This is a genomic window from Bradyrhizobium sp. BRP22 (assembly GCF_020194175.1).
Lineage (GTDB): Bacteria > Pseudomonadota > Alphaproteobacteria > Rhizobiales > Xanthobacteraceae > Bradyrhizobium.
The window spans coordinates 1-24,541 of record NZ_JADYVX010000003.1; the positions used below are offsets into that span (position 1 = coordinate 1).

General features: G+C 64.6%; 22 protein-coding genes and 1 tRNA gene. 9 read left to right on the forward strand and 14 right to left on the reverse strand.

Features of this window, described 5'->3' with window-relative positions; all coding sequences use genetic code 11:
* Positions 1–200: 200 nt before the first annotated feature.
* From mdlC to I6F35_RS04605, 4 genes are all read right to left on the reverse strand, one after another.
* Complete coding sequence (gene mdlC, locus I6F35_RS04590) at positions 201–1,829, reverse strand: benzoylformate decarboxylase (RefSeq protein WP_225116472.1); 1,629 nt, start codon at positions 1,827–1,829, stop codon at positions 201–203.
* Between the two features lie 115 nt (positions 1,830–1,944).
* On the reverse strand, positions 1,945–2,799 hold the full coding sequence (locus I6F35_RS04595) for a MaoC family dehydratase N-terminal domain-containing protein (protein WP_225116473.1): 855 nt from the start codon (positions 2,797–2,799) through the stop codon (positions 1,945–1,947).
* Positions 2,796–3,923, reverse strand: a complete 1,128-nt coding sequence (locus I6F35_RS04600; RefSeq protein ID WP_225116474.1) for a CaiB/BaiF CoA-transferase family protein — start codon at positions 3,921–3,923, stop codon at positions 2,796–2,798. The genes I6F35_RS04595 and I6F35_RS04600 overlap by 4 nt, the downstream gene beginning before the upstream one ends.
* A 10-nt stretch (positions 3,924–3,933) precedes the next feature.
* Positions 3,934–5,100 (reverse strand): acyl-CoA dehydrogenase family protein, encoded by a 1,167-nt coding sequence (locus tag I6F35_RS04605; protein WP_225116475.1) that lies wholly within the window; start codon positions 5,098–5,100, stop codon positions 3,934–3,936.
* A 129-nt stretch (positions 5,101–5,229) separates the two neighbouring features.
* Between I6F35_RS04605 and I6F35_RS04610 the strand changes: the two genes are divergently transcribed.
* On the forward strand, positions 5,230–6,150 hold the full coding sequence (locus I6F35_RS04610; protein WP_225116476.1) for a LysR substrate-binding domain-containing protein: 921 nt from the start codon (positions 5,230–5,232) through the stop codon (positions 6,148–6,150).
* A gap of 339 nt (positions 6,151–6,489) precedes the next feature.
* On the opposite strand, the gene I6F35_RS04615 is transcribed toward I6F35_RS04610, so the two are convergent.
* Positions 6,490–7,764: a cytochrome P450 gene (locus I6F35_RS04615; RefSeq protein ID WP_225116477.1), complete on the reverse strand. Its 1,275-nt coding sequence runs from the start codon at positions 7,762–7,764 to the stop codon at positions 6,490–6,492.
* A 22-nt stretch (positions 7,765–7,786) separates the two neighbouring features.
* Positions 7,787–9,058 (reverse strand): cytochrome P450, encoded by a 1,272-nt coding sequence (locus tag I6F35_RS04620; RefSeq protein WP_225116478.1) that lies wholly within the window; start codon positions 9,056–9,058, stop codon positions 7,787–7,789.
* A gap of 342 nt (positions 9,059–9,400) precedes the next feature.
* Here I6F35_RS04620 and I6F35_RS04625 point away from each other — a divergent pair, with 342 nt between their 5' ends.
* The 3 genes from I6F35_RS04625 to I6F35_RS04635 all read left to right on the forward strand — a co-directional run bounded on the left by I6F35_RS04625 (position 9,401) and on the right by I6F35_RS04635 (position 13,204).
* Positions 9,401–10,573: an isovaleryl-CoA dehydrogenase gene (locus tag I6F35_RS04625; protein WP_225116479.1), complete on the forward strand. Its 1,173-nt coding sequence runs from the start codon at positions 9,401–9,403 to the stop codon at positions 10,571–10,573.
* Positions 10,574–10,951: 378 nt separating this feature from the next.
* Positions 10,952–12,103 (forward strand): DUF898 domain-containing protein, encoded by a 1,152-nt coding sequence (locus I6F35_RS04630; RefSeq protein WP_225116857.1) that lies wholly within the window; start codon positions 10,952–10,954, stop codon positions 12,101–12,103.
* 3 nt (positions 12,104–12,106) lie between these two features.
* The gene (locus I6F35_RS04635) at positions 12,107–13,204 is read left to right on the forward strand and encodes a M48 family metallopeptidase (RefSeq protein WP_225116480.1); all 1,098 of its coding nucleotides are present in this window, start codon (positions 12,107–12,109) and stop codon (positions 13,202–13,204) included.
* A gap of 886 nt (positions 13,205–14,090) precedes the next feature.
* Here the strand turns inward: I6F35_RS04635 and I6F35_RS04640 are convergent.
* Together I6F35_RS04640 and I6F35_RS04645 are read right to left on the reverse strand one after the other, a co-directional pair.
* Positions 14,091–14,897, reverse strand: coding sequence for a DUF2927 domain-containing protein (locus tag I6F35_RS04640; protein ID WP_225116858.1), 807 nt, complete (start codon positions 14,895–14,897; stop codon positions 14,091–14,093).
* A gap of 84 nt (positions 14,898–14,981) precedes the next feature.
* Positions 14,982–15,554: a L,D-transpeptidase gene (locus I6F35_RS04645; protein WP_225116481.1), complete on the reverse strand. Its 573-nt coding sequence runs from the start codon at positions 15,552–15,554 to the stop codon at positions 14,982–14,984.
* 241 nt (positions 15,555–15,795) lie between these two features.
* Between I6F35_RS04645 and I6F35_RS04650 the strand changes: the two genes are divergently transcribed.
* The gene (locus tag I6F35_RS04650; protein WP_225116482.1) at positions 15,796–17,343 is read left to right on the forward strand and encodes an acetolactate synthase large subunit; all 1,548 of its coding nucleotides are present in this window, start codon (positions 15,796–15,798) and stop codon (positions 17,341–17,343) included.
* 4 nt (positions 17,344–17,347) lie between these two features.
* Here I6F35_RS04650 and I6F35_RS04655 read toward each other — a convergent pair whose 3' ends face one another.
* Both I6F35_RS04655 and I6F35_RS04660 read right to left on the reverse strand, forming a co-directional pair.
* Positions 17,348–18,397 (reverse strand): HWE histidine kinase domain-containing protein, encoded by a 1,050-nt coding sequence (locus tag I6F35_RS04655; RefSeq protein ID WP_225116483.1) that lies wholly within the window; start codon positions 18,395–18,397, stop codon positions 17,348–17,350.
* A gap of 177 nt (positions 18,398–18,574) precedes the next feature.
* Positions 18,575–18,790 (reverse strand): hypothetical protein, encoded by a 216-nt coding sequence (locus I6F35_RS04660; protein ID WP_225116484.1) that lies wholly within the window; start codon positions 18,788–18,790, stop codon positions 18,575–18,577.
* 157 nt (positions 18,791–18,947) lie between these two features.
* Between I6F35_RS04660 and I6F35_RS04665 the strand changes: the two genes are divergently transcribed.
* Together I6F35_RS04665 and I6F35_RS04670 are read left to right on the forward strand one after the other, a co-directional pair.
* Positions 18,948–19,517: a peptidase S14 gene (locus tag I6F35_RS04665; protein ID WP_225116485.1), complete on the forward strand. Its 570-nt coding sequence runs from the start codon at positions 18,948–18,950 to the stop codon at positions 19,515–19,517.
* Positions 19,518–19,601: 84 nt separating this feature from the next.
* On the forward strand, positions 19,602–19,742 hold the full coding sequence (locus tag I6F35_RS04670; RefSeq protein WP_225116486.1) for a hypothetical protein: 141 nt from the start codon (positions 19,602–19,604) through the stop codon (positions 19,740–19,742).
* 79 nt (positions 19,743–19,821) lie between these two features.
* Here I6F35_RS04670 and I6F35_RS04675 read toward each other — a convergent pair.
* From I6F35_RS04675 to I6F35_RS04685, 3 genes are all read right to left on the reverse strand, one after another.
* A tRNA-Val gene (locus tag I6F35_RS04675) sits at positions 19,822–19,896 on the reverse strand.
* 125 nt (positions 19,897–20,021) lie between these two features.
* Entirely contained in the window at positions 20,022–21,287 is a 1,266-nt protein-coding gene (locus tag I6F35_RS04680; protein WP_225116487.1) for a hypothetical protein, read from the reverse strand.
* A gap of 118 nt (positions 21,288–21,405) precedes the next feature.
* Positions 21,406–22,011, reverse strand: a complete 606-nt coding sequence (locus I6F35_RS04685) for a DUF1134 domain-containing protein (RefSeq protein ID WP_225116488.1) — start codon at positions 22,009–22,011, stop codon at positions 21,406–21,408.
* Between the two features lie 92 nt (positions 22,012–22,103).
* Between I6F35_RS04685 and I6F35_RS04690 the strand changes: the two genes are divergently transcribed.
* A complete protein-coding gene (locus tag I6F35_RS04690) occupies positions 22,104–22,628 on the forward strand; it encodes a YHS domain-containing (seleno)protein (protein ID WP_225116489.1) in 525 nt (174 codons plus the stop codon).
* Between the two features lie 14 nt (positions 22,629–22,642).
* On the opposite strand, the gene cysQ is transcribed toward I6F35_RS04690, so the two are convergent.
* A complete protein-coding gene (gene cysQ, locus I6F35_RS04695; protein ID WP_225116490.1) occupies positions 22,643–23,470 on the reverse strand; it encodes a 3'(2'),5'-bisphosphate nucleotidase CysQ in 828 nt (275 codons plus the stop codon).
* Between the two features lie 138 nt (positions 23,471–23,608).
* On the opposite strand from cysQ, the gene I6F35_RS04700 reads away from it, so the two are divergent.
* Positions 23,609–24,253: a histidine phosphotransferase family protein gene (locus I6F35_RS04700; protein WP_225116491.1), complete on the forward strand. Its 645-nt coding sequence runs from the start codon at positions 23,609–23,611 to the stop codon at positions 24,251–24,253.
* The last annotated feature ends 288 nt before the right edge of the window (positions 24,254–24,541 follow it).

Sequence of the window (24,541 nt, forward strand, 5' to 3'; positions counted from 1 at the left end):
TGCTCAACATTGCGTCAGCGGCCATAGCCGGCTTCCACACCCTGATCTTCTGCCCAAAAGCTAGGATCTGTCCGGAATTGAGCGCGCCAGCCTAGCCGGACGCTCAAAACTATTCTTGCCCAGTCTCGCAGCGTAATCCGGGGAAGAACGTGCACGCTGTCGGCCCCGGATTGCGCTGCGCTCCACCCGGGCTACGGCCGTTAGCTCTTCTGCGCGTAGAGCAGCGGCACCGCGGAATCCACGATCACCTCGACCAGGCTCGTGCCCTCATGCGACAATCCGCGCTTCAGCGCGCCCGCAAGCTCCGCGGCCTTCGTCACGCGTGCGGCGTCGCAGCCCATGCCTTCGGCGATCCTGACGAAATCGAGATCAGGCAATTCCAGTCCCGGCACGTTCCGCACCTGCATGACCTGGCTGAACGAGCGCATCGCGCCGTAGCCTGAATTGTTGATCACCACCACGGTCATGGGCAGTTTCCGCTGCGCCGCGGTCCATAGCGCCTGGATCGAATACATTGCCGAGCCGTCGCCGATCAGGCAGACCACGCGACAATTGGTGCGGCCAAGCGCCATGCCGACAGCGGCCGGCAGGCTGTAGCCGAGGCCGCCGCTCGCCATCGTGTAGAAACTGTCCTGCCCGCGCATCGGCATGAACTTCTGCATCGCCGGGCGATGCGACGGCACCTCTTCCACCAGCACATCGTCCGGCCCCATCGCGGCCGAAAGCGAATGCATCAGGAATTCAGCGGAGATCGGATCGCCGGCCGCGGGCGCTGGCGGCAATGTGCGGCCCGCCGGCATGGCGCGTTTTGTCTCGGGCAACAGTTCGAGCAGCATCGCAAGCGAAGGCCGCATCGTGCCGATGATGCTGTTGCCCGCCGGCGTGAACGACGCGGCGCTTGCATCGTCGGTGATCTGGAACAACGTGGTCGCGCCATCGAAGATCGCGGCGTGACCCTCGACATGGAAGGTGAATACGGGCGCTCCGATCACGACCACGAGGTCGTGCCCGCGCAGCGCCTCCGATAATTGCCCGGGGGACGCGTGCAGGAAGCCTGCGAATTGCGGATGCCGCTCGGGGAAGGAGCAGCGCGCCGCGAACGGGCTCACCCATACCAAAGCCTTGGCTTTCTCCGCGACCTTGACCATGAGATCGACCGCCTGCGCGCGGTCGACGGCGGGGCCGACGACGAGGGCAGGGTGCTTGCTCTCGGCGAGCGCCGCAACCAGCGCCTTCATCGCCGCCGGATCAGGCCCGATGTCGCGGCTGACGTTGCGGGCCTCGACCGGCTGGGTCGGCCGGTTCCAGTCGTCGACCGGCACCGAAACGAAGGTCGGCCCGCAGGGCGGCTGCATCGCGATGTAATAGGCGCGCGCGATCGCGCCCGGCACGTCCTCGGGCCGCGCCGGCTCGACTGCCCATTTCACGTAAGGCTGCGGAAATTCGGTGGCGCGCTCGGCATAGAGGAATGGCTGCAGCGGCAGGATCGAGCGCGCCTGCTGGCCCGCGGTGATCACGATCGGCGTTTGGTTGCGATAGGCGTTGAAGACGTTGCCGAGCGCGTGGCCGACCCCGGCCGCCGAATGCAGATTGACGAAACCGGCGTTCCGCGTCGCCTGCGCATAGCCGTCGGCCATGCCGACCACGGAAGCCTCCTGCAGGCCCAGCACATAGTCGATGTCGTCGGGCCAGTCGCTCAGGAACGGCAATTCGGTCGAGCCGGGATTGCCGAACACCTTGTTGATGCCGAAGGCGCGGAGCAGGCCGAACGTCGCGTCCTTGACGCTGACGGCTTTGCTGTTCGTGGCGGCCGGCTTGCGCGACGACATCAGGCGATTCTCCCAATTTTATTGTTTTACTCCGTCATTGCGAGCGCAGCGAAGCAATCCATCTATCCGCACCTGGAGGCATGGATTGCTTCGCTGCGCTCGCAATGACGACTTTCTACCACATCGCCGTGCCCTTCATGGTCGGCTGCCCATCGGAATTGGCGGTCCACAGTTCCAGGCCCTCGCCATTCTCATTGGCGTTGACCGAGAACTCGCTGCCCTCGAACAGCGGCTGCACGCCGCGATAGACGAACTTCTTCGGCGGCTGGCCGCCATGAAGCCTGGCCGCCAGTTCGACGATGAGCGCGGCCTGCAGCGGTCCGTGGAAGATCAGGCCGGGATAGCCCTCGACCTTGGTGACGTAGTCGCGGTCGTAATGGATGCGGTGGCCGTTGAAGGTCAGCGCCGAATAGCGGAACAGCAGCACCGGATCGGCCATGTGGCTCTCGCGGTGCTTTGCGACCGGCGGCGAGGGCGGAGCCTTCGCAGGTGCGGCCGGCTGCGTGCTGGTCATCTCGCGATAGACCATATCCTGCCGTTCGCGGATCGCGAGCCCGCGCGGCGTCGTCACCTCGTGCTGCACCGAGACGAAGCACAGTGTGCCGGTCGAGCCGGTCTTCAGCGTGACATCGGAGATGCGCGAGACGCGCTTCGGCTCGTCGCCGACGCGCAGCGCGTCGAGGAATTCAAGCTCGCCGCCGGCCCACATCCTCCGCGGCAGCGGCACCGGCGGCAGGAAGCCGCCGCGGGTCGGGTGGCCGTCGGGACCGAGCTCCGACATCGGAAACACCGGCTGCGCCAGGCACCAATGCACCGTGAACGGCGCGGCATCGCCCGCCTTGGGCTCGCCGATCTCCTGGAACAGCGTCGCGCGCAGGCCTTTCACGAGCTGCGCGGTGACGCTGTCGGAGGCTTCGCTGGTGCGGCCGATCCATTGCCTGAGATGCTCGAGGTCGAGTTTTTCGCTCATGACTGTGCTCGCGCGGGAGAGATCTTGTTAGCGCTGGTCTGTTCGCCGATCGCCGGCACCGCACCATAATGGCGCGGCTCGCCGACGAAGATCGCGGCCGGCGCCGGATAGGTCACTCGACCGTTCGGCGTGTCGACCTCGATTCGGCGCAGGTGCGGATGGTGCGCGAGATCGTCCATGGTGTTGACCTCGGCGAAGGCAATGTCGGCGTCCGCAAGCTTCCGCAACAGCTCGTCACGTGTCAGCTTCGCGAAGGCGTCGCCGACGGTCTGATCGGTCAGCGCGCGGTTGCGCACCCGCTCGACCATGTTGGCGAAGCGCGGATCGCTCGGCAGGTCCGGCTGGCCCAGCACCTCGGCGCACAGCTTCTTCCATTCCCGCTCGCTCTGGATCGAGATCAGGATCTCCTTGCCGTCCCTGGAGCGGAACACGCCGTAGGGCGCGATCGAGGGATGGGCGAGGCCCATGCGCTTCGGCGGCTTGCCGTCCTCGGCATTGAGCAGCGGCACGGTGAGCCAGTCCGCCATCACGTCGAACATGGAGATGCGGATGTCGGCGCCCACGCCGGTGCGGCCGCGTGCGATCAAGGCTTCCAGGATCGCGGCATGCGCGGTCGCGCCGGTCGCGACATCGACGATCGACATGCCGACGCGCGAGGCACCCTCCGGCCCGCCGGTGATCGAGGCAAGCCCGCTCTCGGCCTGGATCAGGAGATCATAGGCCTTGCGATTGGCATACGGCCCTTCATCGCCATAGCCCGTGATGGTGCAGCAGATCAGCTTCGGATAATCCTTGCGCAGCCGCGCGAGCGAGAAGCCTAGCTTGTCCATCGAGCCGGGCTTCAAATTCTGCAGCAGCACGTCGGCGCCGGCGATCAGTTCCTCCAGCGCGGCGCGGCCTTCCCTGGTCGCAAGATCGACCACGACCGAATCCTTGCCGCGGTTGAGCCAGACGAAATAGCTGCTCTGGCCCTTGGCGGCGGCGTCATAGCCGCGGGCGAAATCGCCTTCGGGGCGTTCAATCTTGATCACATGCGCGCCGGCATCGGCCAGGCGCGAGGAGCAGAACGGTGCGGCGACCGCCTGTTCGACGGCGATGACTGTCAGTCCCTCGAGCGGCAGCATGCGTCTTTCCTCAGTACGAACGCGGCATGCCAAGCACATGCTCTGCGACAAAGGACAGGATCAGATTGGTCGAGATCGGCGCCACCTGGTAGAGCCGGGTCTCGCGGAACTTGCGCTCGACGTCGTATTCCTCGGCAAAGCCGAACCCGCCATGGGTCTGCACGCAGGCATTGGCCGCTTCCCACGATGCATCCGCCGCCAGCATCTTGGCCATGTTGGCCTCGGCGCCGCAATCGAGTCCGGCCTCGTATTTGCGCGTCGCTTCCTTCACCATCAATTCGGCCGCGCGCATCGAGGCGTAGGCTTTCGCAATCGGGAACTGGATTCCCTGGTTCTGGCCGATCGGCCGGCCGAACACGGCGCGCTCCTTGGCATAGTTGGTCGCTTTCGCGATGAACCATTTGGCGTCGCCGATGCATTCGGCCGCGATCAGGATGCGCTCGGCATTCATGCCAGAGAGGATGTAGCGAAAGCCCTTACCCTCGTCGCCGATCAAATTCTCCGCGGGCACCCGCATGTCGGTGAAGAACACTTCCGTCGTCGCGTGGTTCATCATGGTCCTGATGGGGCGGATTTCCAGCCCCTTGCCCTTGACCTCGCGCATGTCGACGATGAACACCGACAGACCGTCGGTGCGTTTCTTGGCCTGCTCCTTCGGCGTGGTGCGCACGAGCAGGATCATCAGGTCGGAATGCTCGGCGCGGCTGGTCCAGATCTTCTGGCCGTTGACGACGTAGTGGTCGCCATCCTTCCGCGCGAACGTCTTCAGCGACGACGTGTCGGTGCCGCTGGTCGGCTCGGTCACGCCAAAGGCCTGCAGCCGCAACTCGCCGCTCGCAACCTTCGGCAGATATTTCGCCTTCTGCTCGGCATTGCCGTGCCGCAGCACCGTGCCCATCGTGTACATCTGCGCATGGCAGCCGCCGCCATTGCAGCCGGCGCGCTGGATCTCCTCCAGGATCGCCGCGGCTGCCGAAAGCTTCAATCCCGCGCCGCCATATTCCTCGGGGATCAACACCGAGAGATAGCCCGCCTGCGTCAGCGCCTCGACGAATTCCTTCGGATAGGCCATCTGCCGATCGAGCTTGCGCCAGTATTCGCCGGGAAACTGCGCGCAGAGCTTTGCCACCGCATCGCGGATGTCGGAATAGTCGTCATGCTGTTCTGGTGCGGTCATCGGAAATCACCGGCGCGTTCGTTCAAGGGAAGGTGGATTTGAATGCTCGGCGGACCGTTGTGGCGCCGGCGTAAACTCCCTATGCTCTTTTGTTATAGCGTATGAAGTAGCATTCCAAGATTGGCAAGCATGGATTTCCGCCAGCTTAGGACGTTTACCTGCGTCGCGGAACTCGGGAGCCTGAGCAAGACCTCCGACACGCTGCGCATAGCTCAGCCGGCGCTGAGCCGGCAGATCAAGCTGCTCGAGCACGAGCTGCGCGCTGAATTGTTCACGCGGAACGGCCGCGGCATGGTGCTGACCGATGCCGGACGCCTGCTGCTCGCGCGCACCTCCGGCATCGTCCGCCAGGTCGACCAGATTCGCGACGACATCCAGTCCGCACAGGGCCCGCCGTCGGGTCGCGTGGTGCTCGGCCTGGTGCCGACAGTGAGCTGCGTGCTGTCGGCGCGCTTCGCCCGCCGCTGCGTGGAAAATTTCCCGGGCATTTCGCTGCGGATCGTCGAGAGCTACAGCGGCCATTTGATCGAATGGCTGCACCGCGGCGAGATGGATCTGTCGATCATCTACGGCCGCACCGCGGACCTGCATCTGGCGGCGCAGCCGCTCGGCCGCGACCAGATCGTCGCCGTCGGTCCTCGCGGCTGCGGCCTGTCGCGCAAGAAGCAGGTCGAGATCGGCTGGCTGCTGCGCCAGCGCCTGGTGCTGCCCAGTCATTCGCATGGGCTGCGCGCCCTCATCGAGCACGCCGCGGCGCTCAAGAAGATCAAGCTCAACGTCCAGCTCGAGGCGGATTCGTTCCGCGTGCTCACCAGCCTGGTCGAGGAGGGTCTCGGCTTTGCGCTGTTGCCGCCGTCCTCGGTGCGGGGCGAAGTCGCCGACGGCCGGCTGGAAACGGCGGCGATCTCAAAGCCGCTGTCGCGCGAACTCGTCATTGCCTCTCCGGTCGACCGCCCGGCCTCGATCGCGACCACTGCCGTCACCACGCTATTGCGCGAGGAGGTCGCCGCCTGCCGCAAGGAAGGCCTGTGGGACATCAAGCTGGCGTAAAGCCATTGCGGCAACATGCGCAGCAATGCAGCAAGGCTTAAGCCAGGCGCGCGCGATATTCCCTTCGCATCTGGCTCACCCTGTCATGCCGGGTTTTTATAACGGCGCTGTTGCCCCTCATGGTGAGGAGCGCGCAGCGCGTCTCGAACCATGAGGCCCCGCCGGTGGCCTCACCCTTCGAGACGGTCGCTGCGCGACCTCCTCAGGGTGAGGGGACAGAGTTGTGTGCGCGGCTCTCTCCACGTCATTGCGAGCGAAGCGAAGCAATCCATCTCTCCGCGCGCGGAACCATGGATTGCTTCGTCGCTTCGTTCCTCGCAATGACGGAGGCGCTGTCCGTTACCCCGGAATACGCACCGGCAGGGTCTCGTAGCCCTTGATGAAGCTGGAATAGATCCGCTTCGGCTCGCCGACCACCTCGATGCGATCGAAGCGTTTCAGCATCTCCTCCCAGACGATCTTCAATTGCAGCTCGGCGAGCCGCATGCCGACACAGCGGTGGATGCCGAAGCCGAACGACAGGTGCGTGCGCGGCCGCGCCCGGTCGATGATGAATTCGTTGGGACGGTCGATCACTTCCTCGTCGCGGTTGCCGGACACGTACCACATCACGACGCGATCGCCCTTTTTGATCGTCTTGCCGCCGAGCTCGGTGTCCTGAAGCGCCGTGCGCCGCATATGGGCGAGCGGCGTCTGCCAGCGGATCACCTCCGGCACCATCGAGTCGATCAAACCAGGATTTTCCCTGAGCTTGTCGTACTGCTCCGGATTCTCGTTCAGCGCCAGCACTGAGCCGGTCATGGTGTTGCGCGTGGTGTCGTTGCCGCCGACGATGAGCAGGATGAGATTGCCCATGAGATTGTCGCGGTCCATGTGCCGCGTCGCGTCGCTATGGGCCATCATCGACAACAGATCGTTGCGCGGCGGCGCGTTGACGCGCTCGTTCCAGAGCCTGGCGAAATAGGCGTAGCATTCGTCCATCTCCTGCCGCCGCTGTTCCGGCGAGTCCACGATGCCGCTCTTGGGCAGCGCGGTGGCGACGTCGGACCAGCGTGTCAGCTTGCGCCGCTCTTCCCAAGGGAAGTCGAACAGCGTCGCCAGCATCTGGGTGGTCAGTTCGATCGAGACCCTTTCGACGAAGTTGAAGGTCTCGTTGCGCGGCAGGCCGTCCAGCACCTTTTGCGACCGCTGGCGGATCAGCTTCGCAAGCTCGTCAAGATGCGTCGGCGTGAACATCGGCGACACCGTCTTGCGCTGCGCCGAGTGCTTCGGCTGGTCCATCGCGATGAAGCTCGGCCAGTCATAGCCGACCGGCATGTCGCGGATGCCGATGCCGCCTAGGCGGGCATCGGAGGAGAAGATGCCGTGATTGGTGTCGACATGCATGATGTCGTTGTATTTGGTGACCGACCAGTACGGCTCGATCGGCGCGTTGGTGCAGTAATGCACCGGCTCTTCCTTGCGCAGCCGCTCGAACCAGGGCCACAGGGTGTCGTTCTGGAACAGCCTCGGCGCGCCGGGATGGAAATCCTTCAGCGGCGTCGAATAGGCCTCCTCCCGCGCCTGGCGCATAAGCTCGTTCTTGTCGACCCTGACTGCAGTCTGGACGTTCATCGCTGTCAGCTCCTTGGAAGCGCTAGCCCGCGATGCGGACCGGCAGCGTCTCATATCCCTTGATGAAGCTCGAATACACGCGCTTCGGCTCCTCCACCACCTCGATCGTATCGAAGCGCTTCAGGATCTCTTCCCAGATGATCTTCAACTGCAATTCGGCAAGTCTGAGGCCGACGCAGCGATGGATGCCGAAGCCAAACGAAATGTGAGTGCGTGGACGGGCGCGGTCAATGATGAATTCATAGGGACGCTCGATCACTTCTTCGTCGCGATTGCCCGAGACGTACCACATCACAACCTTGTCACCTTTCTTGATCCGCTTGCCCCGGAACTCGATGTCCTCGATCGCGGTGCGGCGCATATGCGCCAGCGGCGTCTGCCAGCGGATCACCTCCGGCACGAAACTGTCGATCAGGTCGGGGTTCTGCTTCAGCTTGCGATACTGCTCCGGATTCCGGTTCAGCGCATAGATGCTGCCGGAGAGGGTGTTGCGCGTGGTGTCGTTGCCGCCGACGATCAGCAGGATCAGATTGCCGAGGAAGTTCTTCGGATCCATGTCGCGTGTTGCCGGGCTGTGCGCCATCATCGAGAGCAGGTCGCTCTTCGGCGGCTGCTCGATCCGCTCTTTCCACAGCCGCGAGAAATAGCTGGCGCATTCCATCAGCTCGGCCTGCCGCTCGTCCTCGGTCGCGACCAGCCCGCCGGCGCCCGGAAGGGTGGTGGCGACGTCGGACCAGCGGGTCAGCTTGCGCCGCTGCTCCCAGGGGAAATCGAACAGCACGGCCAGCATCTGTGTGGTCAGTTCGATCGAGACCCTGTCGACCCAGTCGAACACCTCGCCGCGCGGCAGATTGTCGAGGCATTCGCTCGAGCGCTTGCGGATGTTGATCGCGAGCTGGTCGAGATGGGTCGGCGTGAACATCGGCGCCACGGTCTTGCGCTGGGCGCCGTGGCGCGGCTGGTCCATCGCGATGAAGCTCTCGCGGCGCAGGTCGGGGGCGATGTCGCGGATGGTGATGCCGCCGAGCGAGGCGGCGGAGGAGAACACCGAATGGTTGGTCTCGATTTCCATGATGTCGTTATATTTGGTCACCGACCAATAGGGCCCGAACAGGCTGTCCCGGCAGTAGTGCACCGGCTCTTCCCGGCGCAGCCGGTCGAAATAGGGCCAGAACGAATCGGTGCGGAACAGTTCGGGGTCGCCGGGGTCGAATTGCTCCAGCGGGATCGAATAGGCGCGCTCGCGGGCGGCCTCCCGGGTTTCGTTCTCGAGGCGATCGATCGTCCCGTGCATGGCGCATCTCCCTGGATCGACCCGGAGCGGTTGTTCCGCCGGGCGCATTTTTGGGGAATTACAACCTGCCGCGCCGCGCAGGGCAAGCGCGAGTTTGGCACATTTGGCCGCATCGGATTCCACCTCGCCCCATTTGCGGACCAAGACGAGCGGAATTCAAACGCAGTTTGAATTCCGGGTGGGGATCAGCCTTCGCCACTCGGGCAGCGCAACTTGTGGCAAACCCCCCATCCCAGCCTTCCCCCTTTCAGGGGGAAGGAGCCTGAGATGGAGCCCGTGACAACGGGGCCGGCAGCGAATAAGCCTAGGAGCAACAAGCCACTCTGCCGGAGGTCGCCCGACATGATTCCCAACGCGCAACGGATGTTCAATTTCGACCTGGGCGAGACCGCGGATGCGATCCGCGAGACAGTTTTCGATTTCGCCAGCAACGAGGTCGGCCCCCGCGCCGCCGAGATCGACCGCACCAACCAGTTTCCGCGCGATCTCTGGCCGAAGATCGGCGCGCTCGGGCTGCATGGCATCACGGTCGAGGAGGAATATGGCGGCTCCGGCCTCGGCTATCTCGAGCACTGCATTGCGGTGGAGGAGATCTCCCGCGCTTCCGCTTCGGTCGGCCTGTCCTATGGCGCCCATTCCAACCTCTGCGTCAACCAGATCCGCCGCAACGGCAACGAGGCGCAGAAGCGGAAATATCTGCCCAGGCTGATCTCGGGCGAGCATGTCGGTTCGCTCGCAATGTCGGAGCCGGGCGCCGGAAGCGACGTGGTCTCGATGAAGACCCGCGCCGAGAAGAAGGGCGACCGCTTCGTGCTCAACGGCAACAAGATGTGGATCACCAACGGCCCCGTCGCCGATACGCTGGTGGTCTATGCCAAGACCGATCCGAATGCGGGCCCGCGCGGCATCACGGCCTTCATCATCGAGAAGGGCATGAAGGGATTCTCCACCGCGCAGAAGCTCGACAAGCTCGGCATGCGCGGCTCCGACACCTGCGAGCTGGTGTTCGAGGATTGCGAGGTGCCGGAGGAGAACGTGCTCGCCGAGGTTGGCCGCGGCGTCAACGTGCTGATGAGCGGCCTCGACTATGAGCGCGTGGTGCTGGCGGCGGGGCCGATCGGCATCATGCAGGCCTGCATGGACGTGGTGATGCCCTATGTGCACGAGCGCAAGCAGTTCGGCCAGCCGATCGGCACCTTCCAGCTCGTGCAGGGCAAGGTCGCCGACATCTACACCACGATGAACGCCTCGCGCGCCTATGTCTATGCGGTGGCGAAAGCCTGCGACCGCGGCGAGACCACGCGCGAGGACGCCGCCGGCGCGATCCTCTATGCCGCCGAGAAAGCGACGCAATGCGCGCTCGACGCGATCCAGCTCCTCGGCGGCAACGGCTACATCAACGACTACCCGACCGGCCGGCTGTTGCGCGATGCCAAGCTCTATGAGATCGGCGCCGGCACCAGCGAAATCCGCCGCATGCTGATCGGCCGCGAACTCTTCGACAAGACCGCGTAGCGGGCACTCAACATGGAACGGCGTAGCTCGGGTGGAGCGAAGCGCAACCCGGGTCTGTGTCCGCGTTTGCAGGCGCTCCTGGTTACGCTCCAGCCTGGCCACGGTGCCGTTACCATATATCGCCCGGTCATTCCGGGGCGCGCCTCTTGGCGCGAGCCCGGAATCCATTTCTCCGACTGCACGAGTGGCGCAATGGATTCCGGGCTCGTCCTTCGGACGCCCCGGAATGACGGCACCGGATACCTCTGTCGTCCACCCGGCAGGCAAACCACCGCGGCCTCGACTCCCCGGTGACATCTCGATCACACTTCCTTTGATAAATCTGTGGTTCTCTGCGCGCCGCGCAAACCTGCCGCCTGGAGTTCACCCGTGCACGAGATGAGCTGGACCCCGATCGGGCCGCCGCAACCGCCGCCCCGGCCTGTCCCGCCGCCGATGCCGGTGGCGTTTACCGGCGGCCGCCGCGAGTTCTTTGACCTGGTCAAGCGCGGTGCCGGGCTCGAATTCATCACGCTCGGCTTCTACCGGTTCTGGCTGGCGACCGACATGCGCCGCCATCTCTGGTCGAACACCGAGATCGACGGCGATGCCGCCGAATATACCGGCCGCGGCAAGGAGCTCCTGATCGGCTTCCTGGTCGCGCTCGCGATTCTGGTGCCGATTTACCTCGCCTATTTCCTGGTTGGCCTCGAGGCCGAGCGTGCGCAAGCCTTCGCCAGCCTTCCGCTGGTGGCGTTCTTCTATCTGTTCGGGCAGTTCGCGATCTTCCGCGCGCGCCGCTACCGCCTGACGCGGACGGTCTGGCGCGGCGTTCGCTTCTGGATGAGCGGCTCGGGCTGGGCCTATGCGGGCATGGCGGCGCTGTGGGGACTGCTGGTTGTCGTCACACTCGGCCCGGCGCTGCCGTGGCGTGCCGCGGCGCTCGAGCGCTACAAGATGCGCCATTCCTATTACGGTGATCTGCAGGGCAAGTTCGAGGGGCGCGGCTGGGAGTTCTTCAAGCGCGGCTGGTGGCTCTGGCTGCTGACGCCGGTTGCATTCTATCTCTTGCCGCTGGCGCCCTTCATCTATGGCGCCTACAAGGCGGTGGAGTGGCGATGGTGGCTGTCCGGCATCCGCTTCGGCGAGGTGCGGCTGGAATCGACGCTGAAGCGCAGCGCGCTGATCGGGCTTTATTGGAAAGTGACTGGCTGGATCGTGGTGCTCGGCCTCGTGTTCGCGGCCTGGCTTGCGTTATCGGCCGGGCTGGCCGCGAGCATGAGCGCAACGTCGTTCAAGGAATTCTTCGCGACCCAGGAATTTGCCAGGAGCATTCCGTTCCTGGTGTTCCTGGGCCTTGGCTACCTCCTGTTTGCACTTGCCATCAATGTCGTGATCCGCGTCTATCTGATGCGCGATCTCTGGGTGAGGGTGCTGGGGTCGACGATCGTCCATGGCATCGAAGCCACGGCCAATGTCTCCGCCCGAGGCGAGCTCGCCAATGCGCTCGGCGAGGGCTTCGCCGACGGTCTCGACGTCGGAGGCTTTTGACCCATGAGCGGAGTGATGGATAGCGGACCGGGCAACGCCTTCTATTTCGACGGCAGGTCGAGCAAGCGTCGCACCGTCACGCTGCGCCTTGGCGAAGCGCTCGAGATCGAGGAGCACGGCGACCGGCTCGCCGTCTGGCCTTATGCCGACATCCGCCGCGCTGACAGTCCGTCCGGCAAGCTGCGGCTCGCTTGCACCTCGGCGCCCGCGCTGGCGCGGCTCGAGATCCGCGATGTCGTGCTTGCCGCGGAGCTGGTCGCGCGCTGCAAAAAGCTCGAAGAGCATGTGCTCGGCGGCCGCGGTGTTGCGACCATCGTCGGCTGGTCGCTGGCGGCGACCGTGTCGATCATCCTGGTCGTGCTGTTCGGCGTGCCGCTTGCCGCCGACCGGCTGGCGCCGTTGGTGCCGGCCTCGTTCGAGCGTCGGCTCGGCGAAGTCGCCGACAGCCAGGTGAAGGTGGTGTTTGACGGCAAGCTCTGCGAGAACGCCGCCGGTCGGCGCGCATTCGAAAAGCTCGTCAACACGCTGCGCGAATCCGCCGGCATGGACACTTCGGTGCAATCGGGCGTGCTCTCGACCGCGATCCCGAACGCCTTCGCGCTGCCGGGCGGCAAAGTCTATGTGTTGGACGGGCTGCTCGCGAAGGCAGAGAATGTCGATGAGGTCGCGGGCATTCTCGCCCACGAGCTCGGCCATCTCCAGCATCGCGACAGCCTGCGCGCCGTGATCCACAACAGCGGCACCTCATTTTTGATCGGGCTGCTGTTCGGTGACATCACCGGCTCCGGCGCCGTGATCTTCGCCTCACGAACGCTGGTGAACGCATCGCATTCCCGCGAAGCCGAACACGACGCCGACAGTTTTGCGATCGAGACCATGCACCGGCTCGGCCGGCCGACCAAGCCGATGGGCGAATTGATGTTCCGCATCACCGGCAAGGAAGGCGACAAGGGCCTGTCGCTGATCGCAAGCCACCCCATGACCGAAGACCGCCTCGCCCGCATGGCCCGCGAAGACCGCCCCGCCAGCGGCCCGCCATTGTTGACCGCAGAAGAATGGCGCGCCCTGAAGTCGATCTGCAGCACCAGCGCCAAGCTGTAAGACGAGCGCAGCGTAAGCCGCAAGGCACGCGCCACACACTCGCCCTCATCCCGAGGAGCCGCGAAGCGGCATCTCGAGGGATGGGCCACGGGCGAGACTGGGGCCTCATGGTTCTCAAGGCGATGCGCAGCATCGTCCGGAGACGTGCTGCGCGCTCCTCACCATGAGGGGCTGATAGCGCATGCGCGGCGAGACGAATTAAGCGAGCAATTCCAAAGTGATTTGCCCCGTCCAGCCCTTGCGCGAAAAACATTCCGCTTTCGCCGTCGGGCAAATCAGTGATTTAACTCCGCGCGTCTCACCCAAGAGAGGGGCGGGTCGCGATCGTCACGAACGTTGCGGTGAGATGCGGTGGACGCGGGTGCTGCGAACGACGAACGCAGCTATCAGCGGACGGCGAAGTCGTGTGGTTCTGGCGCCCCGACGCTGGCGCTAAGTTCTGTTCGTTGAACAGGGCGACGGTGGCAAGAAAGCCCGGTCACCGAGAAGAGCACGAAGTAAGCCGTAAACCATCGCGCAGGGAAAGCCGGAGTTGCTTCGGTTGACCTGTGGTCCTACCCCCGTGCTTTTTTTTGCACGGGGCCCACGGGTGCAACCGGCACCCGGCTTTCCCTGCGCCCTCACTTCGATGAGAGGGTGAAACGAGACGCAAAGCTCGGGCAATCAATGCCGCGAGAACGCGAACTCACATCCTCTCCACCGTCATGCCCCGCCAACGGGTCGGCGCGTACGCGCCGCCCGATGACAGGCTCCGGCGGGGCATCCAGTACCCGGCGGCCTCTCGGCATAAGCACCACCGCCTCTGGAATACTGGATCGTCCGGTCAAGCCGGACGATGACAGCGGAGAAGCTGTTTGACAATTGAATCAGATCTCTCCGTCCGTCGTCACTCCGGCAGATTGTTCACCTTCTTCACCCAGGCGCGGACGTCGGTGAGGACGTCGGGCAGCGCGGCCTTGACTTCCTGCACGGTCATGCCGGGCTTGATGCGGGGATCGTAGAGCAGATTGAGGATGTATTGGTCGTAGATGTCGAAATAGCCCATCGAGACGTTGTCGTTGAACATGGTCCAGGGCACGCTCGAGGTGTCGTTGATCGGGCCGAGCGACTGCAGCAGTTCCTCATAGGCGCAATCGAAGAAAACGAAATCGCCGTTGTCGACCGTGAGGATCACGTCGGAATGCTCGATCTCGAAATTGTCGTTCTTGCGAAAGCCGCTCAGGCATTGCGGATCGAGCGAGGAGCGGATCTCCTTCGCCCGCTCGCTGCCGTAGAAGGTGGTGATGGTGCGAAAGAGATCGCGGTCGCGCACCAGCCTCACCCTGACATTGGCGTCCTCGCTGCTCTCGGTCATGGCGATATCGAGATGCCGGACCTTGGCGGCGATGTCGCCGACGATCTTTGCAAGCTGCGCCTTGCGGTCGGCGCGGGTGCCGTCGGCGAATACCCTGATGGGGGCGTCAAATTTGCGGATGCGGTCGACGCGTCCGGCGAGGTGGTACTCGGCTCCGAACGCCGTCTTCATGAAGCCTTCGGTGATCTCGCTATCGGTGAAGGCTCTCTTCTCGTTGCGCTGGCGCGAGGCGATCGACGGGTTCTCGCCCGACCATGCCGGCGCGACCGGGCCCGGCGTGATCGCGGCCGAAGCGATCGCGAGGGCGAGGATAGCCAGGATACGGCGAAGCGTGCACATCGCGATGACGCTGCCGCAATCACTCCTCGCGCGCAAGCTTGGATAGAACACGCTTGCGTACGCCAGCGCCGGTTCCCGGGCGTGCTAGTTCTTGACGACGACGGTGGTGCCGACGGACACGCGACTATAGAGATCGGTCACATCCTCATTGGTCATGCGGAAGCAGCCCGACGATACCGCCTGTCCGATCGTCTCGGGCTCGTTCGAGCCATGGATGCGATAGAGCGTCGAGCCGAGATACATCGCGCGGGCGCCGAGCGGATTATCGATGCCACCGGCCATGTGACGCGGCAGGTCGGGGCGGCGCCGCAGCATCTGCGCCGGCGGGGTCCAGCTCGGCCATTCCCTCTTGGCGGTGATGCGATGGGTTCCACTCCAGCGGAAGCCGTCGCGGCCGACCCCGATGCCATAGCGCAGCGCCTGGCCGTTGCCGAGGACAAGATAGAGCCGCCGTTCCGCGGTGTTGATGACGATGGTGCCCGGCGCGTAATTGGTCGGGTACATCACAGTCGAACGTGGAATCGGGCTCGCGCCGGTGCCGAAGAAGTTCGGGCCGCCGCCCATGATGTCGCGCGTGTCGAAAAATTGGGCCTGCGCCTGGCCGGCGCCTCCCAGCATCAAGAGCGCCGCAGACAGCAAAACCCAGCCCCGTGTCATCGCCTTCCTCGCGTCATCCCCAGCCTGCGAAAGTGAGGCCATAAGTTGTTTAAATTCGCAACCCACGCCGCCGTGAGCGGCAGATTTTCCGGCGCGGCGGTTAAAAAAGGCAACACATCGGAAACGATGGCAGCAATGTTCCGCTAACCCTTTGACGAAACGGGTGAACAATGGTTGATCTGGGCTTTGGACGCTGGGCCTCAGCCAACACAACATCATCGCGAGAATGCGGGAGCGAGACATGAATGGTGCGGAAAGTCTGGTGCGGACATTGGTTGAGGGCGGCGTCGACGTCTGCTTCACTAATCCCGGCACCTCGGAGATGCATTTCGTCGCCGCGCTTGACAGGGTCGAGGGCATGCGCTGCGTGCTCGGCCTGTTCGAGGGCGTGGTGACGGGCGCGGCCGACGGTTATTTCCGTATCAAGGAAACACCGGCATCGACGTTGCTGCATCTCGGCCCGGGTCTCGCCAACGGCCTTGCCAACCTGCACAACGCCAAGAAGGCGAATTCCGGCATCGTCAACATCGTCGGCCAGCACGCCACCTACCACATCGGCTACAACGCGCCGCTGACCTCCGACATCGAGGGCCTGGCGCGGCCGATGTCGGCCTGGGTCAGAACTTCGCCGGACGCCAAGTCCGTCGCCGCCGACGGCGCTGCCGCGATTGCCGCCGCAAAAAGCACGCCGCCGCAGATCGCGACCCTGATCCTGCCGGCCGACACCGCCTGGAACGAGGCCGATGGCATCGCGCAGGTGCCGGCGGAAAGCCAACGCCCGAACTATTCGGCGGACGCGGTGGAGAAGGCCGCCAAGGTGCTGCGCGAAGGCGGCGCGCAGAACCTGTTGCTGCTGACCGGTAGCGCATTGACCGAGCATGGCCTGGCGCTGGCGCAGCAGATCGCCGGCAAGACCGGCTGCAAGGTGATGGGCCAGACCTACAATCCGAAGATGGCGCGCGGCCGCGGCCGCTTCCTGATCGACCGCATACCTTACGTGATCGAGCAGGCGCTGCCGATGCTGAAGGATTTCAAGAACATCGTGCTGGTCGAGGCCAACGACCCCGTCGCCTTCTTCGCCTATCCGAACAAGCCGAGCCTATTGAAGCCGGAGGGCTGCGAGGTGCATCGCATGACCGCGGGCGGCGAGAATTCGGTGGCGGCGCTGGAGGCGCTCGCAGGCGCGCTCGGGGCCAAGCCGCAGGACGTCAAGCCGCAGAAGCTCGTCGAGCTTGCGAAGCCGACCGGCGCGCTGACCTTTGCCACGATCGCGCAGGCGATTGCGTGTGCGATCCCCGAGAACGCCATCGTGGTCGATGAATCCATCACCACGGGCCGCGGCTTCTTCCCGCCGACGGCGGCCGCGGCGCCCCACGACTGGCTGCAGAACATGGGCGGCTCGATCGGCTTCTCGCCGCCGGTCGCGACCGGTGCTGCTGTGGCCGCTCCGGATCGCAAGGTGATCTGCATGGTCGGCGACGGCTCGTCGATGTACACGATTCAGGCGCTGTGGACGCAGGCGCGCGAGAACCTCAACGTCGTCACCATCGTGTTCGCCAATCGCATCTATCAGATCCTGCGCGGCGAGTTCGACGGCGTCGGCGCCGGCGAACCGGGCAAGCGGGCGCAGGACATGCTGAAGATCGACCGGCCGACCATCGACTTCGTCTCGCTTGCCAAGGGCATGGGCGTGCCGGGCCGCGCGGTCGCCACCGCCGACGAGTTCAACAAGGCCCTCGCGGAGGCGATCGCCGAGCCGGGACCGAGGCTGATCGAAGTGCAGATGTAGGGGGCTACGCCGCGATATCCGGGAAGCAGAATTCGCAGATCAGCCCGTCCGGCTTCCACTGCCGGGTGATGGTGCCGCTCAAGGTGCGGACCACGCCGTCGACGGCGCTGACGCCAAATCCGGTCCGGGTCGGCTCGGCCACCTCCGGGCCGCCGCTCTCCTGCCAACGCAGCGAGAGATTGGCGTCTTCGTCGGTCTGCCAACTGACGTCGATCCTGCCCGCGGGGCTGGAAAGGGAGCCATATTTCGCGGCGTTGGCGGCGAGCTCATGCACGGAGACCGCAATCGCCTGCGCCAGCGCGGCCGTGAGCCTCAGATTGCCACCGTTGATCGCGACCCGCTTCGAGTTGGACGCGGCGTAGGGCTTGAGCTCCTGTTCGACGATCGCCCGAATGTCGGCGCCGGTCCAGTGCGAGACCGAGAACAGGCGATGCACATTGGCGAGCGCGCTGAGCCGCCCCTGGAAGGCAGCCCGGAACTCCTCCGCGGTGTCGGCCTTGGTCAGGCGCAGGATCGCCTGGATCACCGCCAGCAGATTGTTGGCGCGATGATCGACCTCCCAGGCGAGCCGCATCATGCGTTCCTCGGCCTGCTTGCGCATGGTGATATCGACCAGCAAGTTGACGGCCCCGATCAGCCGGCCGGCAGCGTCCCGCAATGGCGTGGGATAGGGCATGAAGCAGATGCGTGAGCCGTCGGGCCGCTCGGCAATTGCTTCGACGTTGCGGACCGGACGGTTCTCCCGGAGCGCGACCGCCATCGGGCAATCCTCATGCGCAAGCGGCGTGCCGTCCGGGCGGAACAGCTTCCAGCTCACGCACCACATGCCGCCGATCTCAGGCACATGTCCGGCGAAATCGATGCAGGCCTGGTTGAAGAAGGTGATGCGACCGTTCGCATCCGTGGTGTAGATCGCCGCGGGCAGCGCCTGAAGCACATCGCGAAACTGCTTCTCGCGGGAACCGCTGTCGTTCGCGGCGGCGTTGATGGCGGTGTGATGGGCCAGGATCTTTTCGATCTCGGCTTCGTCCGAATTGTCCAGGAGGTTCAGCATCACATCCTTGCCCGCGGGTGCACAGCCGGTAATGCCACACCAAGGGAAATGTTCCTTGTAGCGAATGCAGCAGCCTGCAGATCCAGTGGAAATCCGGCGAGGGAGAGCAGGCGAGCGGAGGACAGGGACGTCAAAAGGCCGCCCCGAAGGACGGCCTTTCTCCCCAAGAATCCTGTCTTACTGATGCATCGTGTCTTCGCCGGATTTCTTCGACGACTTCTTGGCGACCTTCTTCGAGCTCTTCTTCGGCGCCATTTTCGACGCGTCGTCCTTGCTCGCATTGTCGCTCTGCGCCGCGGGACCTGCGGCGCCGCCGGCCTTGTCGGAGGTCTGTGCTGAAGCTGCCGACGAAATGAAAGCAAGAGCGGTGGCGGCGATAATCAGTTTACGCATCGGATGGTTCTCCCAAGTTGGCCCCCGCCACCAACGGAACCGCGATGCTTCCAGTTCCGTTGCAGAGATCAGCTGTCCGTGAGCGGCGCGTGAACTGCCGCACCGTCACGCCGACCCTCTGCTCGTTTTCTCATCACGCCGACAACAGGTAACCAGGATGGCCGCCGATATCCTTCCCGCTTCCGCCTTCAAGAATCCCGCCGTCGTGCTCTCGGGCGTGGTCGACTACAGCATGTACGTCAGCTTCCGCCAGCAATTCGACAATGCCGCCGGGCGGGACCTCGTCGTGGTCGAGCTCTCGACCCTTGGCGGCGACCCGGAGGTGGCACGGATGATGGGCGAGGACATCCGCTTTGCGAGCGAGATGGAGCCGGCGCGCCGCTTCGTATTCCTTGGCAAGGCCGCGATCTATTCCGCAGGCACCACCTTCATGAGTTTCTTCGTACGCGAGAACCGCTATCTGACCCGGGGCTCCCGCCTCATGATCCACGAGCGCAAGCTGACGCGGACGCTGAACATCGACGGGCCGCTCACGGCGTGTCTTGCCAATGTGCAGGCGACCATCAACGAGATCCAGTGCTCGATCGAGATCCAGAACGAGGGATTTCAGAACCTCATCAACGGTTCGAGCGTGACGCTGGAGGAGGTCATCCGGCGCGCTCCGTCAAACTGGTATGTCGAGGCGAACGAGGCGCTGAAGCTCGGGCTCATCGCAGCCGTGCTGTGAGGCCTGCCGCCGCCGCGCACGACGCGGGAACCCGCGACGCCCGCCAGGCGTTCTGGTCTTCGGGGTAGGCTTGAGGAGACGGCCATGCGCTGGCGATCGACCACCGATCAGACGGATGCGATGCTTGGCAGCGGGCACGACGACGCCCTTTACGCCGTCGGCTGGACCATCAGCGGCCTGCTGACGATAGCGACCATCGTCGCGATCTGGATGTTCGGGATTTGAGGGGACTACCGTCGGGTGCCGGCCTCAGGTCGGATCGAGCCTGTCCGCAGCGTGTTTGCAGGGTCGTCAGGCGCGGTGGTGGTGGACGCACAAGGGATCGAACCTTGGACCTCTCCCGTGTGAAGGGAACGCTCTCCCGCTGAGCTATGCGTCCGGGATCTGGCGCGACCGAAAGCCAGAGGCGACCGGCCGGAAACAGGCTTGGGCCAGAACCCGCGATTTACGAAGGGCGGGGTAGGGTGTCAAGCCAAAGCAGACCACCGAAGCGCCAAAGCGCCTTTATGCGCCCTGCTGACGGGCGCGGGCCGCGCGGGATTGCAGGGCCCGGATGCGTTCGGCGAGCGTTCCGCCGCCTTCGGGCAGGCCGCTCGCCGCGGGCACGCCGTTCGCGGCGCCCTTGGCGGCTTTCGGCCCCACTTTGGCCGGTACTGCTGGCTCCGCGGCCAGCATGGCCTCGATCGCCGAATTTGGCCCTTCGAGCTGGATCGCCAGCTTCGCCACTTCGGCGGCGATGTCGTTGATGCGCTCGCGCAGCAGCGCGTTTTCCTGCTGCGGGATCGCATCGATGTCCCGCTGCAGCTTCGACCGTTCGTCGCGGGCGATGCGCAGTTGTTCTTCCAGCGCGGCCTTCTCGGTCTCGAGCTTTTCGAGGGCGGGCGATTTGCCGCCGTTCATCGCCGCGATCTCGTCGCGCAGCTCCTTCACCGTGCGCTGGGCGGCCTCATTGGCCTGCCGGAGCTGGTTGTTCTCGAATTCCCGTTCGGCCAAGAGCTTGTCCTGGGTCGCAAGCCGCCCCTCCAGTTCGTTGACGCGGTTGCCGAGCGTCTCGGCTTCCTTGACCTGGGCGGTCAGTTGGCCGTCGAGGTCGGCGACGCGCTGGCTCAGATTCGCGACCTGGCTCCGCGCCTCCGCGAGCTCGCGGGTCGCGGTCTCGGATTCGCTGCGTTCCTGGACCAGGCGGGCCTGGGTTGCGGCGAAGTCCTTTTCGGCGTCGCTGACCCGGTCCTTCAATTCCTCGATCTGGGTGCGGACGGAGACCAGCTCGATCTGACGGCTGTCCGCCGTCATCGAGCGGTCGCTCAGTTCGGCATTGATCTTGCCGAGCTCGTGCTGCTTGTCCGCCAGTGCCTGCGCCGCGGCGCGCAACTGCTCGGTCTTGGCGGCGAACTCCTCTTCGGTGGCGCGAAGCTGCTCCTTCATCGCCTTTTCGCGCGCCTCCAACGCAAAGATCGCGGCGTTCTTCTCGCCAAGCTCGATCTTCATGCGGTTGATCGCGTCGGTCTTCTTGCCGAGTTCGGCCAACTGGCTCGTGGTCTTGCTCTTGAGCTGCTCGACGCTCATCTCCAGCCGCCGCGCCGACATTGCGAATTCCGCGCGCAACTGGTCCTTGTCGGCCTGGATCTCGGCCATCGACAGCGGGGTTGCGGCCTCAATGCGACGCGTCGTCAGCCGGACCGCCCGGTTATGCACCAGCGGCACGATCATCAGACCGCACAGCATCGAGACCAGAAAACCGATCGCCAGATACATGATCGGTTCGACCATGAACGGATTACTCCTGCGATAATAAGTCGTTAATCACAATGCCACGGGCGGCCGGCAAAACGCCAGCCAAATGCCCGTCCAAGGGTTATGGATTCGCGTTAAGGCGTTAACGGCAGGGTCAGAATGGGTTCCAGGTCGCGCGAGGGGTATATTTCAGATAACCGACACTGGCGCCGAGCCTGAGGCCGATGCCGGAACGGATCGGCACCAGCACGATGTTGTTGGCCGTCAGCGCCGTCATGCCGAAACCGCCGACGATATAGGCCGAGCCGTCGATGCCGACGAAGCGCTGGTAGATCGCTTGCGTGGAGGGCAGGTTGTAGACCAGCGTCATGGTGCGGGCGCCATCACCGCCCCAATCGAAGCCGACCGACGGCCCCTGCCAATAGACCCGCAGGTCGCCGGCATTCTTGGTATAGAGCGTGCCTTCCCCGTAGCGCAGACCTGCGACGAAAGCGCCGGAGCCTTCTTCACCCAGCACGTAGCCATTGGGCAGGCCCCACTGGCTGACCGCGCGCTCGATGACGGAGGCTAGTCCGCGCGAGACGTTTCCAAAGAACTTGTGGCCGGCGGAGACCAGTTCGTCCGGTCCATAGGTGTTCGGACTAGGCTCGCGCTGCGGCGGCGGATATTGCGGCGGCGGGGCCTGCTGGGCGGCAACCGGCGCGGTCCAGCACATCAGCGCGGCGAACGCTGCCGCGACAAGCCGTGATGCGAAACTCATAAAGAACCCCTGCTATCGAAATTCCGGTCGCCGCCTTAACCTGACGCCAACAAGCTCGGCCCTAGGTTGCGCCCAGTGTCCCCTCGACTCGAATGTTATCGATAGCAACTATGACGGTACAACGGCAGGAAATATGCCGCCGGCGCCCCGGAATAGCCTTTTTCATCTTCGTCACCGGTCTTTTAGCTTTGGTCGGCATTGATTCGGCAGTCCAGGCCGCAACGACCGAGCGGGTGGTGGTCAATCACTATTCCGGCCTCGCGATCGAGGGATTCGATCCGGTGGCCTATTTCACCGATGCCGCTGCCGTTCAGGGCCTGCCGGACTTTGAGGCCGCGCAGGCCGGCGCAGTCTGGCGCTTTCGCAATGAAGGCAACCGCGCCTCCTTTGTCGCCCATCCGGAAATCTACGGTCCGCAGTTTGGCGGTTACGACCCGGTCGCTCTCGGCCGTGGCGTCACCTATGCCGGTAATCCACGGTTCTGGGCGGTGGCCGGGCAGCGACTCTATCTGTTCGGTCGGGAGGAAAACCGGGACGCCTTCGTCGCCGATCCCGGACGCTTCCTGAAGGACGCCACCGCGCGCTGGCCGGAGCTGGAGCAGACGCTGGCGCAGTAGCGCCCTCGGCAGGCTCAGCCGCGCGCCGCGGCGGGATCGCCCCAGGCAATGAATTCCGGCACGATGAAATCGTCGCGCTGGCCGAAGCGCAATGCCGCTCCCCGCGAATCAGTGATCTTGCCGCCGGCGGCAGTGACCACGGCATGGCCGGCCGCGACGTCCCATTCGGAGGTCGGCGCAAGGCGGGGATAGATGTCGACCTTGCCTTCGGCCACCCGCCCGAACTTTACCGCGGAGCCGAGTTCGGCCCGCACCGCGCCACCTCGATCGGCGATAAAGGCCTTCGTGCGCGCGTCGGCATGGGAGCGGCTGACCGCAACGGTCCATGGTTGTCCGAGCGGCGGGTGGAGACGGGTGCGGATCGGTTCGACAACCGGTGGCGCGCCGTCGCGGACGATCAGCCGCTCGGCACCGCGGCCGACAATGCCGCGCCAGATCACACCCAGCGCCGGCGCCCCGACAATGCCGAGCAGCGGCGTTCCTTCGGTCACCAGGGCAAGGTTGACCGTGAACTCGTTGCGACCGGCGATGAATTCCTTGGTGCCGTCGAGCGGATCGATCAGGAAGAAGCTGTCCCTGTAGGGCGGCCTGGCCTGATGCGTGCGCTCCTCGGACAGCGACGGCACGTTTGGCGCAAGCCGCGCCAGGCCCTCGCCAATGATGCGGTCGGCTGCGAGATCGGCTTCAGTCACCGGCGAGCCGTCGCTCTTGCCCTCGACCTTCATGGCGCTGCGGTTGACCGCGAGGATGGCCTCGCCGGCCCGGATCACCAGCTCCGTCAGCGGTTCGATCAGCGCGGCCGCGGCATTGCCGTCGATCAGGGGCGGGCATGCCTCGTTCATAAGCGGTTCTCATCCTGCCGATGTTCCCATATCACTTCCGCCGCAAGCTGGCAGCATGCGGCTCCGCAGTGTATCAAGCCCAAAACCGTGCGTGATTCGCTCTCGTCCGCGCGTATCGCGGCATTCCAGGAACACTTCATGTCTGGCACTCCGTCTCCCGGTCCCGCTCCCGATGCCCTCGAACTGGCGGCGCTGTTGTGCTCGCGCGTCTGCCACGATCTCATCAGTCCTGTCGGCGCGATCGTCAATGGCCTTGAGGTTCTCGACGACAATCCGAAGCCCGAGGACCGCGAATTCGCGCTCGACCTGATCCGCAAGAGCGCCAAGACCGCATCCGCCCGCCTGCAGTTCTGCCGGCTCGCCTTCGGCGCCGCCGGGTCGTCGGGCGCGCAGATCGATCTCGGCGATGCCCAGGCGATGGCGAAGGGGCACATCGAGGACGGCAAGGTGACACTGACCTGGAATCTGCCGCGGCTGCTGCTGCCCAAGAACCGCGTCAAGCTGCTCCTCAACATGCTGCTCATCGCGCAGCAGACGATTCCGCGCGGCGGCACGCTGACGATCGATCCGGTCGGCGAAGGCGAGACGATGAGCTTTCGCATCATCGCGGCCGGGCTGAACTCCCGCGTGCCGCAGAACATCGTCGACATGCTCGGCAGCACGGCCGCCGCGGTCGATGCCCACGCCGTGCAGCCTTACTATACGAGACTGTTGGCGCAGGCCTGCGGATTGACCGTCAAGCTCGCCCCCGAAGGCGAGACGGTGGTGGTCAGCGCGTCCTGACGATTGCTGCATGATCTCCCGGCGCGCAGCCGCTTGAGAGATCATGCTCAACCGACAAGGTGGAGCGCCATCTGAGCTCCAGGCGAGCGCGTCGCGCGGGTCCGACGGCGGCCATAGCGTTAACCAATTGTTTGCAACTTGGCGTTGATTTCGATCTTTTCTTCTTATCTCTTTGTTGATCCCGTTCTTTTCCACATACTCAACCAAACTTAAACGCTTTGCATGGAAGCTGGCCCAAGTTCCGTAAGGCGCGTCGATGTCGCGTGCCGCTGCGTACGAAGGCTGGGT

What these genes read in the sequence shown, in the direction of transcription:
- I6F35_RS04665 (WP_225116485.1), top strand. Translation starts at nt 18,948, where the DNA reads ATGGCCGCCGATATCCTTCCCGCTTCCGCCTTCAAGAATCCCGCCGTC.
- I6F35_RS04660 (WP_225116484.1), bottom strand. Translation starts at nt 18,790, where the DNA reads ATGCGTAAACTGATTATCGCCGCCACCGCTCTTGCTTTCATTTCGTCG.
- I6F35_RS04655 (WP_225116483.1), bottom strand. Translation starts at nt 18,397, where the DNA reads ATGCTGAACCTCCTGGACAATTCGGACGAAGCCGAGATCGAAAAGATC.
- I6F35_RS04615 (WP_225116477.1), bottom strand. Translation starts at nt 7,764, where the DNA reads ATGAACGTCCAGACTGCAGTCAGGGTCGACAAGAACGAGCTTATGCGC.
- I6F35_RS04645 (WP_225116481.1), bottom strand. Translation starts at nt 15,554, where the DNA reads ATGACACGGGGCTGGGTTTTGCTGTCTGCGGCGCTCTTGATGCTGGGA.
- I6F35_RS04690 (WP_225116489.1), top strand. Translation starts at nt 22,104, where the DNA reads ATGTTATCGATAGCAACTATGACGGTACAACGGCAGGAAATATGCCGC.
- I6F35_RS04630 (WP_225116857.1), top strand. Translation starts at nt 10,952, where the DNA reads ATGAGCTGGACCCCGATCGGGCCGCCGCAACCGCCGCCCCGGCCTGTC.
- I6F35_RS04685 (WP_225116488.1), bottom strand. Translation starts at nt 22,011, where the DNA reads ATGAGTTTCGCATCACGGCTTGTCGCGGCAGCGTTCGCCGCGCTGATG.
- I6F35_RS04670 (WP_225116486.1), top strand. Translation starts at nt 19,602, where the DNA reads ATGCGCTGGCGATCGACCACCGATCAGACGGATGCGATGCTTGGCAGC.
- I6F35_RS04610 (WP_225116476.1), top strand. Translation starts at nt 5,230, where the DNA reads ATGGATTTCCGCCAGCTTAGGACGTTTACCTGCGTCGCGGAACTCGGG.
- I6F35_RS04595 (WP_225116473.1), bottom strand. Translation starts at nt 2,799, where the DNA reads ATGAGCGAAAAACTCGACCTCGAGCATCTCAGGCAATGGATCGGCCGC.
- I6F35_RS04600 (WP_225116474.1), bottom strand. Translation starts at nt 3,923, where the DNA reads ATGCTGCCGCTCGAGGGACTGACAGTCATCGCCGTCGAACAGGCGGTC.
- I6F35_RS04605 (WP_225116475.1), bottom strand. Translation starts at nt 5,100, where the DNA reads ATGACCGCACCAGAACAGCATGACGACTATTCCGACATCCGCGATGCG.
- I6F35_RS04625 (WP_225116479.1), top strand. Translation starts at nt 9,401, where the DNA reads ATGATTCCCAACGCGCAACGGATGTTCAATTTCGACCTGGGCGAGACC.
- I6F35_RS04650 (WP_225116482.1), top strand. Translation starts at nt 15,796, where the DNA reads ATGAATGGTGCGGAAAGTCTGGTGCGGACATTGGTTGAGGGCGGCGTC.
- cysQ (WP_225116490.1), bottom strand. Translation starts at nt 23,470, where the DNA reads ATGAACGAGGCATGCCCGCCCCTGATCGACGGCAATGCCGCGGCCGCG.
- I6F35_RS04700 (WP_225116491.1), top strand. Translation starts at nt 23,609, where the DNA reads ATGTCTGGCACTCCGTCTCCCGGTCCCGCTCCCGATGCCCTCGAACTG.
- mdlC (WP_225116472.1), bottom strand. Translation starts at nt 1,829, where the DNA reads ATGTCGTCGCGCAAGCCGGCCGCCACGAACAGCAAAGCCGTCAGCGTC.
- I6F35_RS04680 (WP_225116487.1), bottom strand. Translation starts at nt 21,287, where the DNA reads ATGGTCGAACCGATCATGTATCTGGCGATCGGTTTTCTGGTCTCGATG.
- I6F35_RS04635 (WP_225116480.1), top strand. Translation starts at nt 12,107, where the DNA reads ATGAGCGGAGTGATGGATAGCGGACCGGGCAACGCCTTCTATTTCGAC.
- I6F35_RS04640 (WP_225116858.1), bottom strand. Translation starts at nt 14,897, where the DNA reads ATGTGCACGCTTCGCCGTATCCTGGCTATCCTCGCCCTCGCGATCGCT.
- I6F35_RS04620 (WP_225116478.1), bottom strand. Translation starts at nt 9,058, where the DNA reads ATGCACGGGACGATCGATCGCCTCGAGAACGAAACCCGGGAGGCCGCC.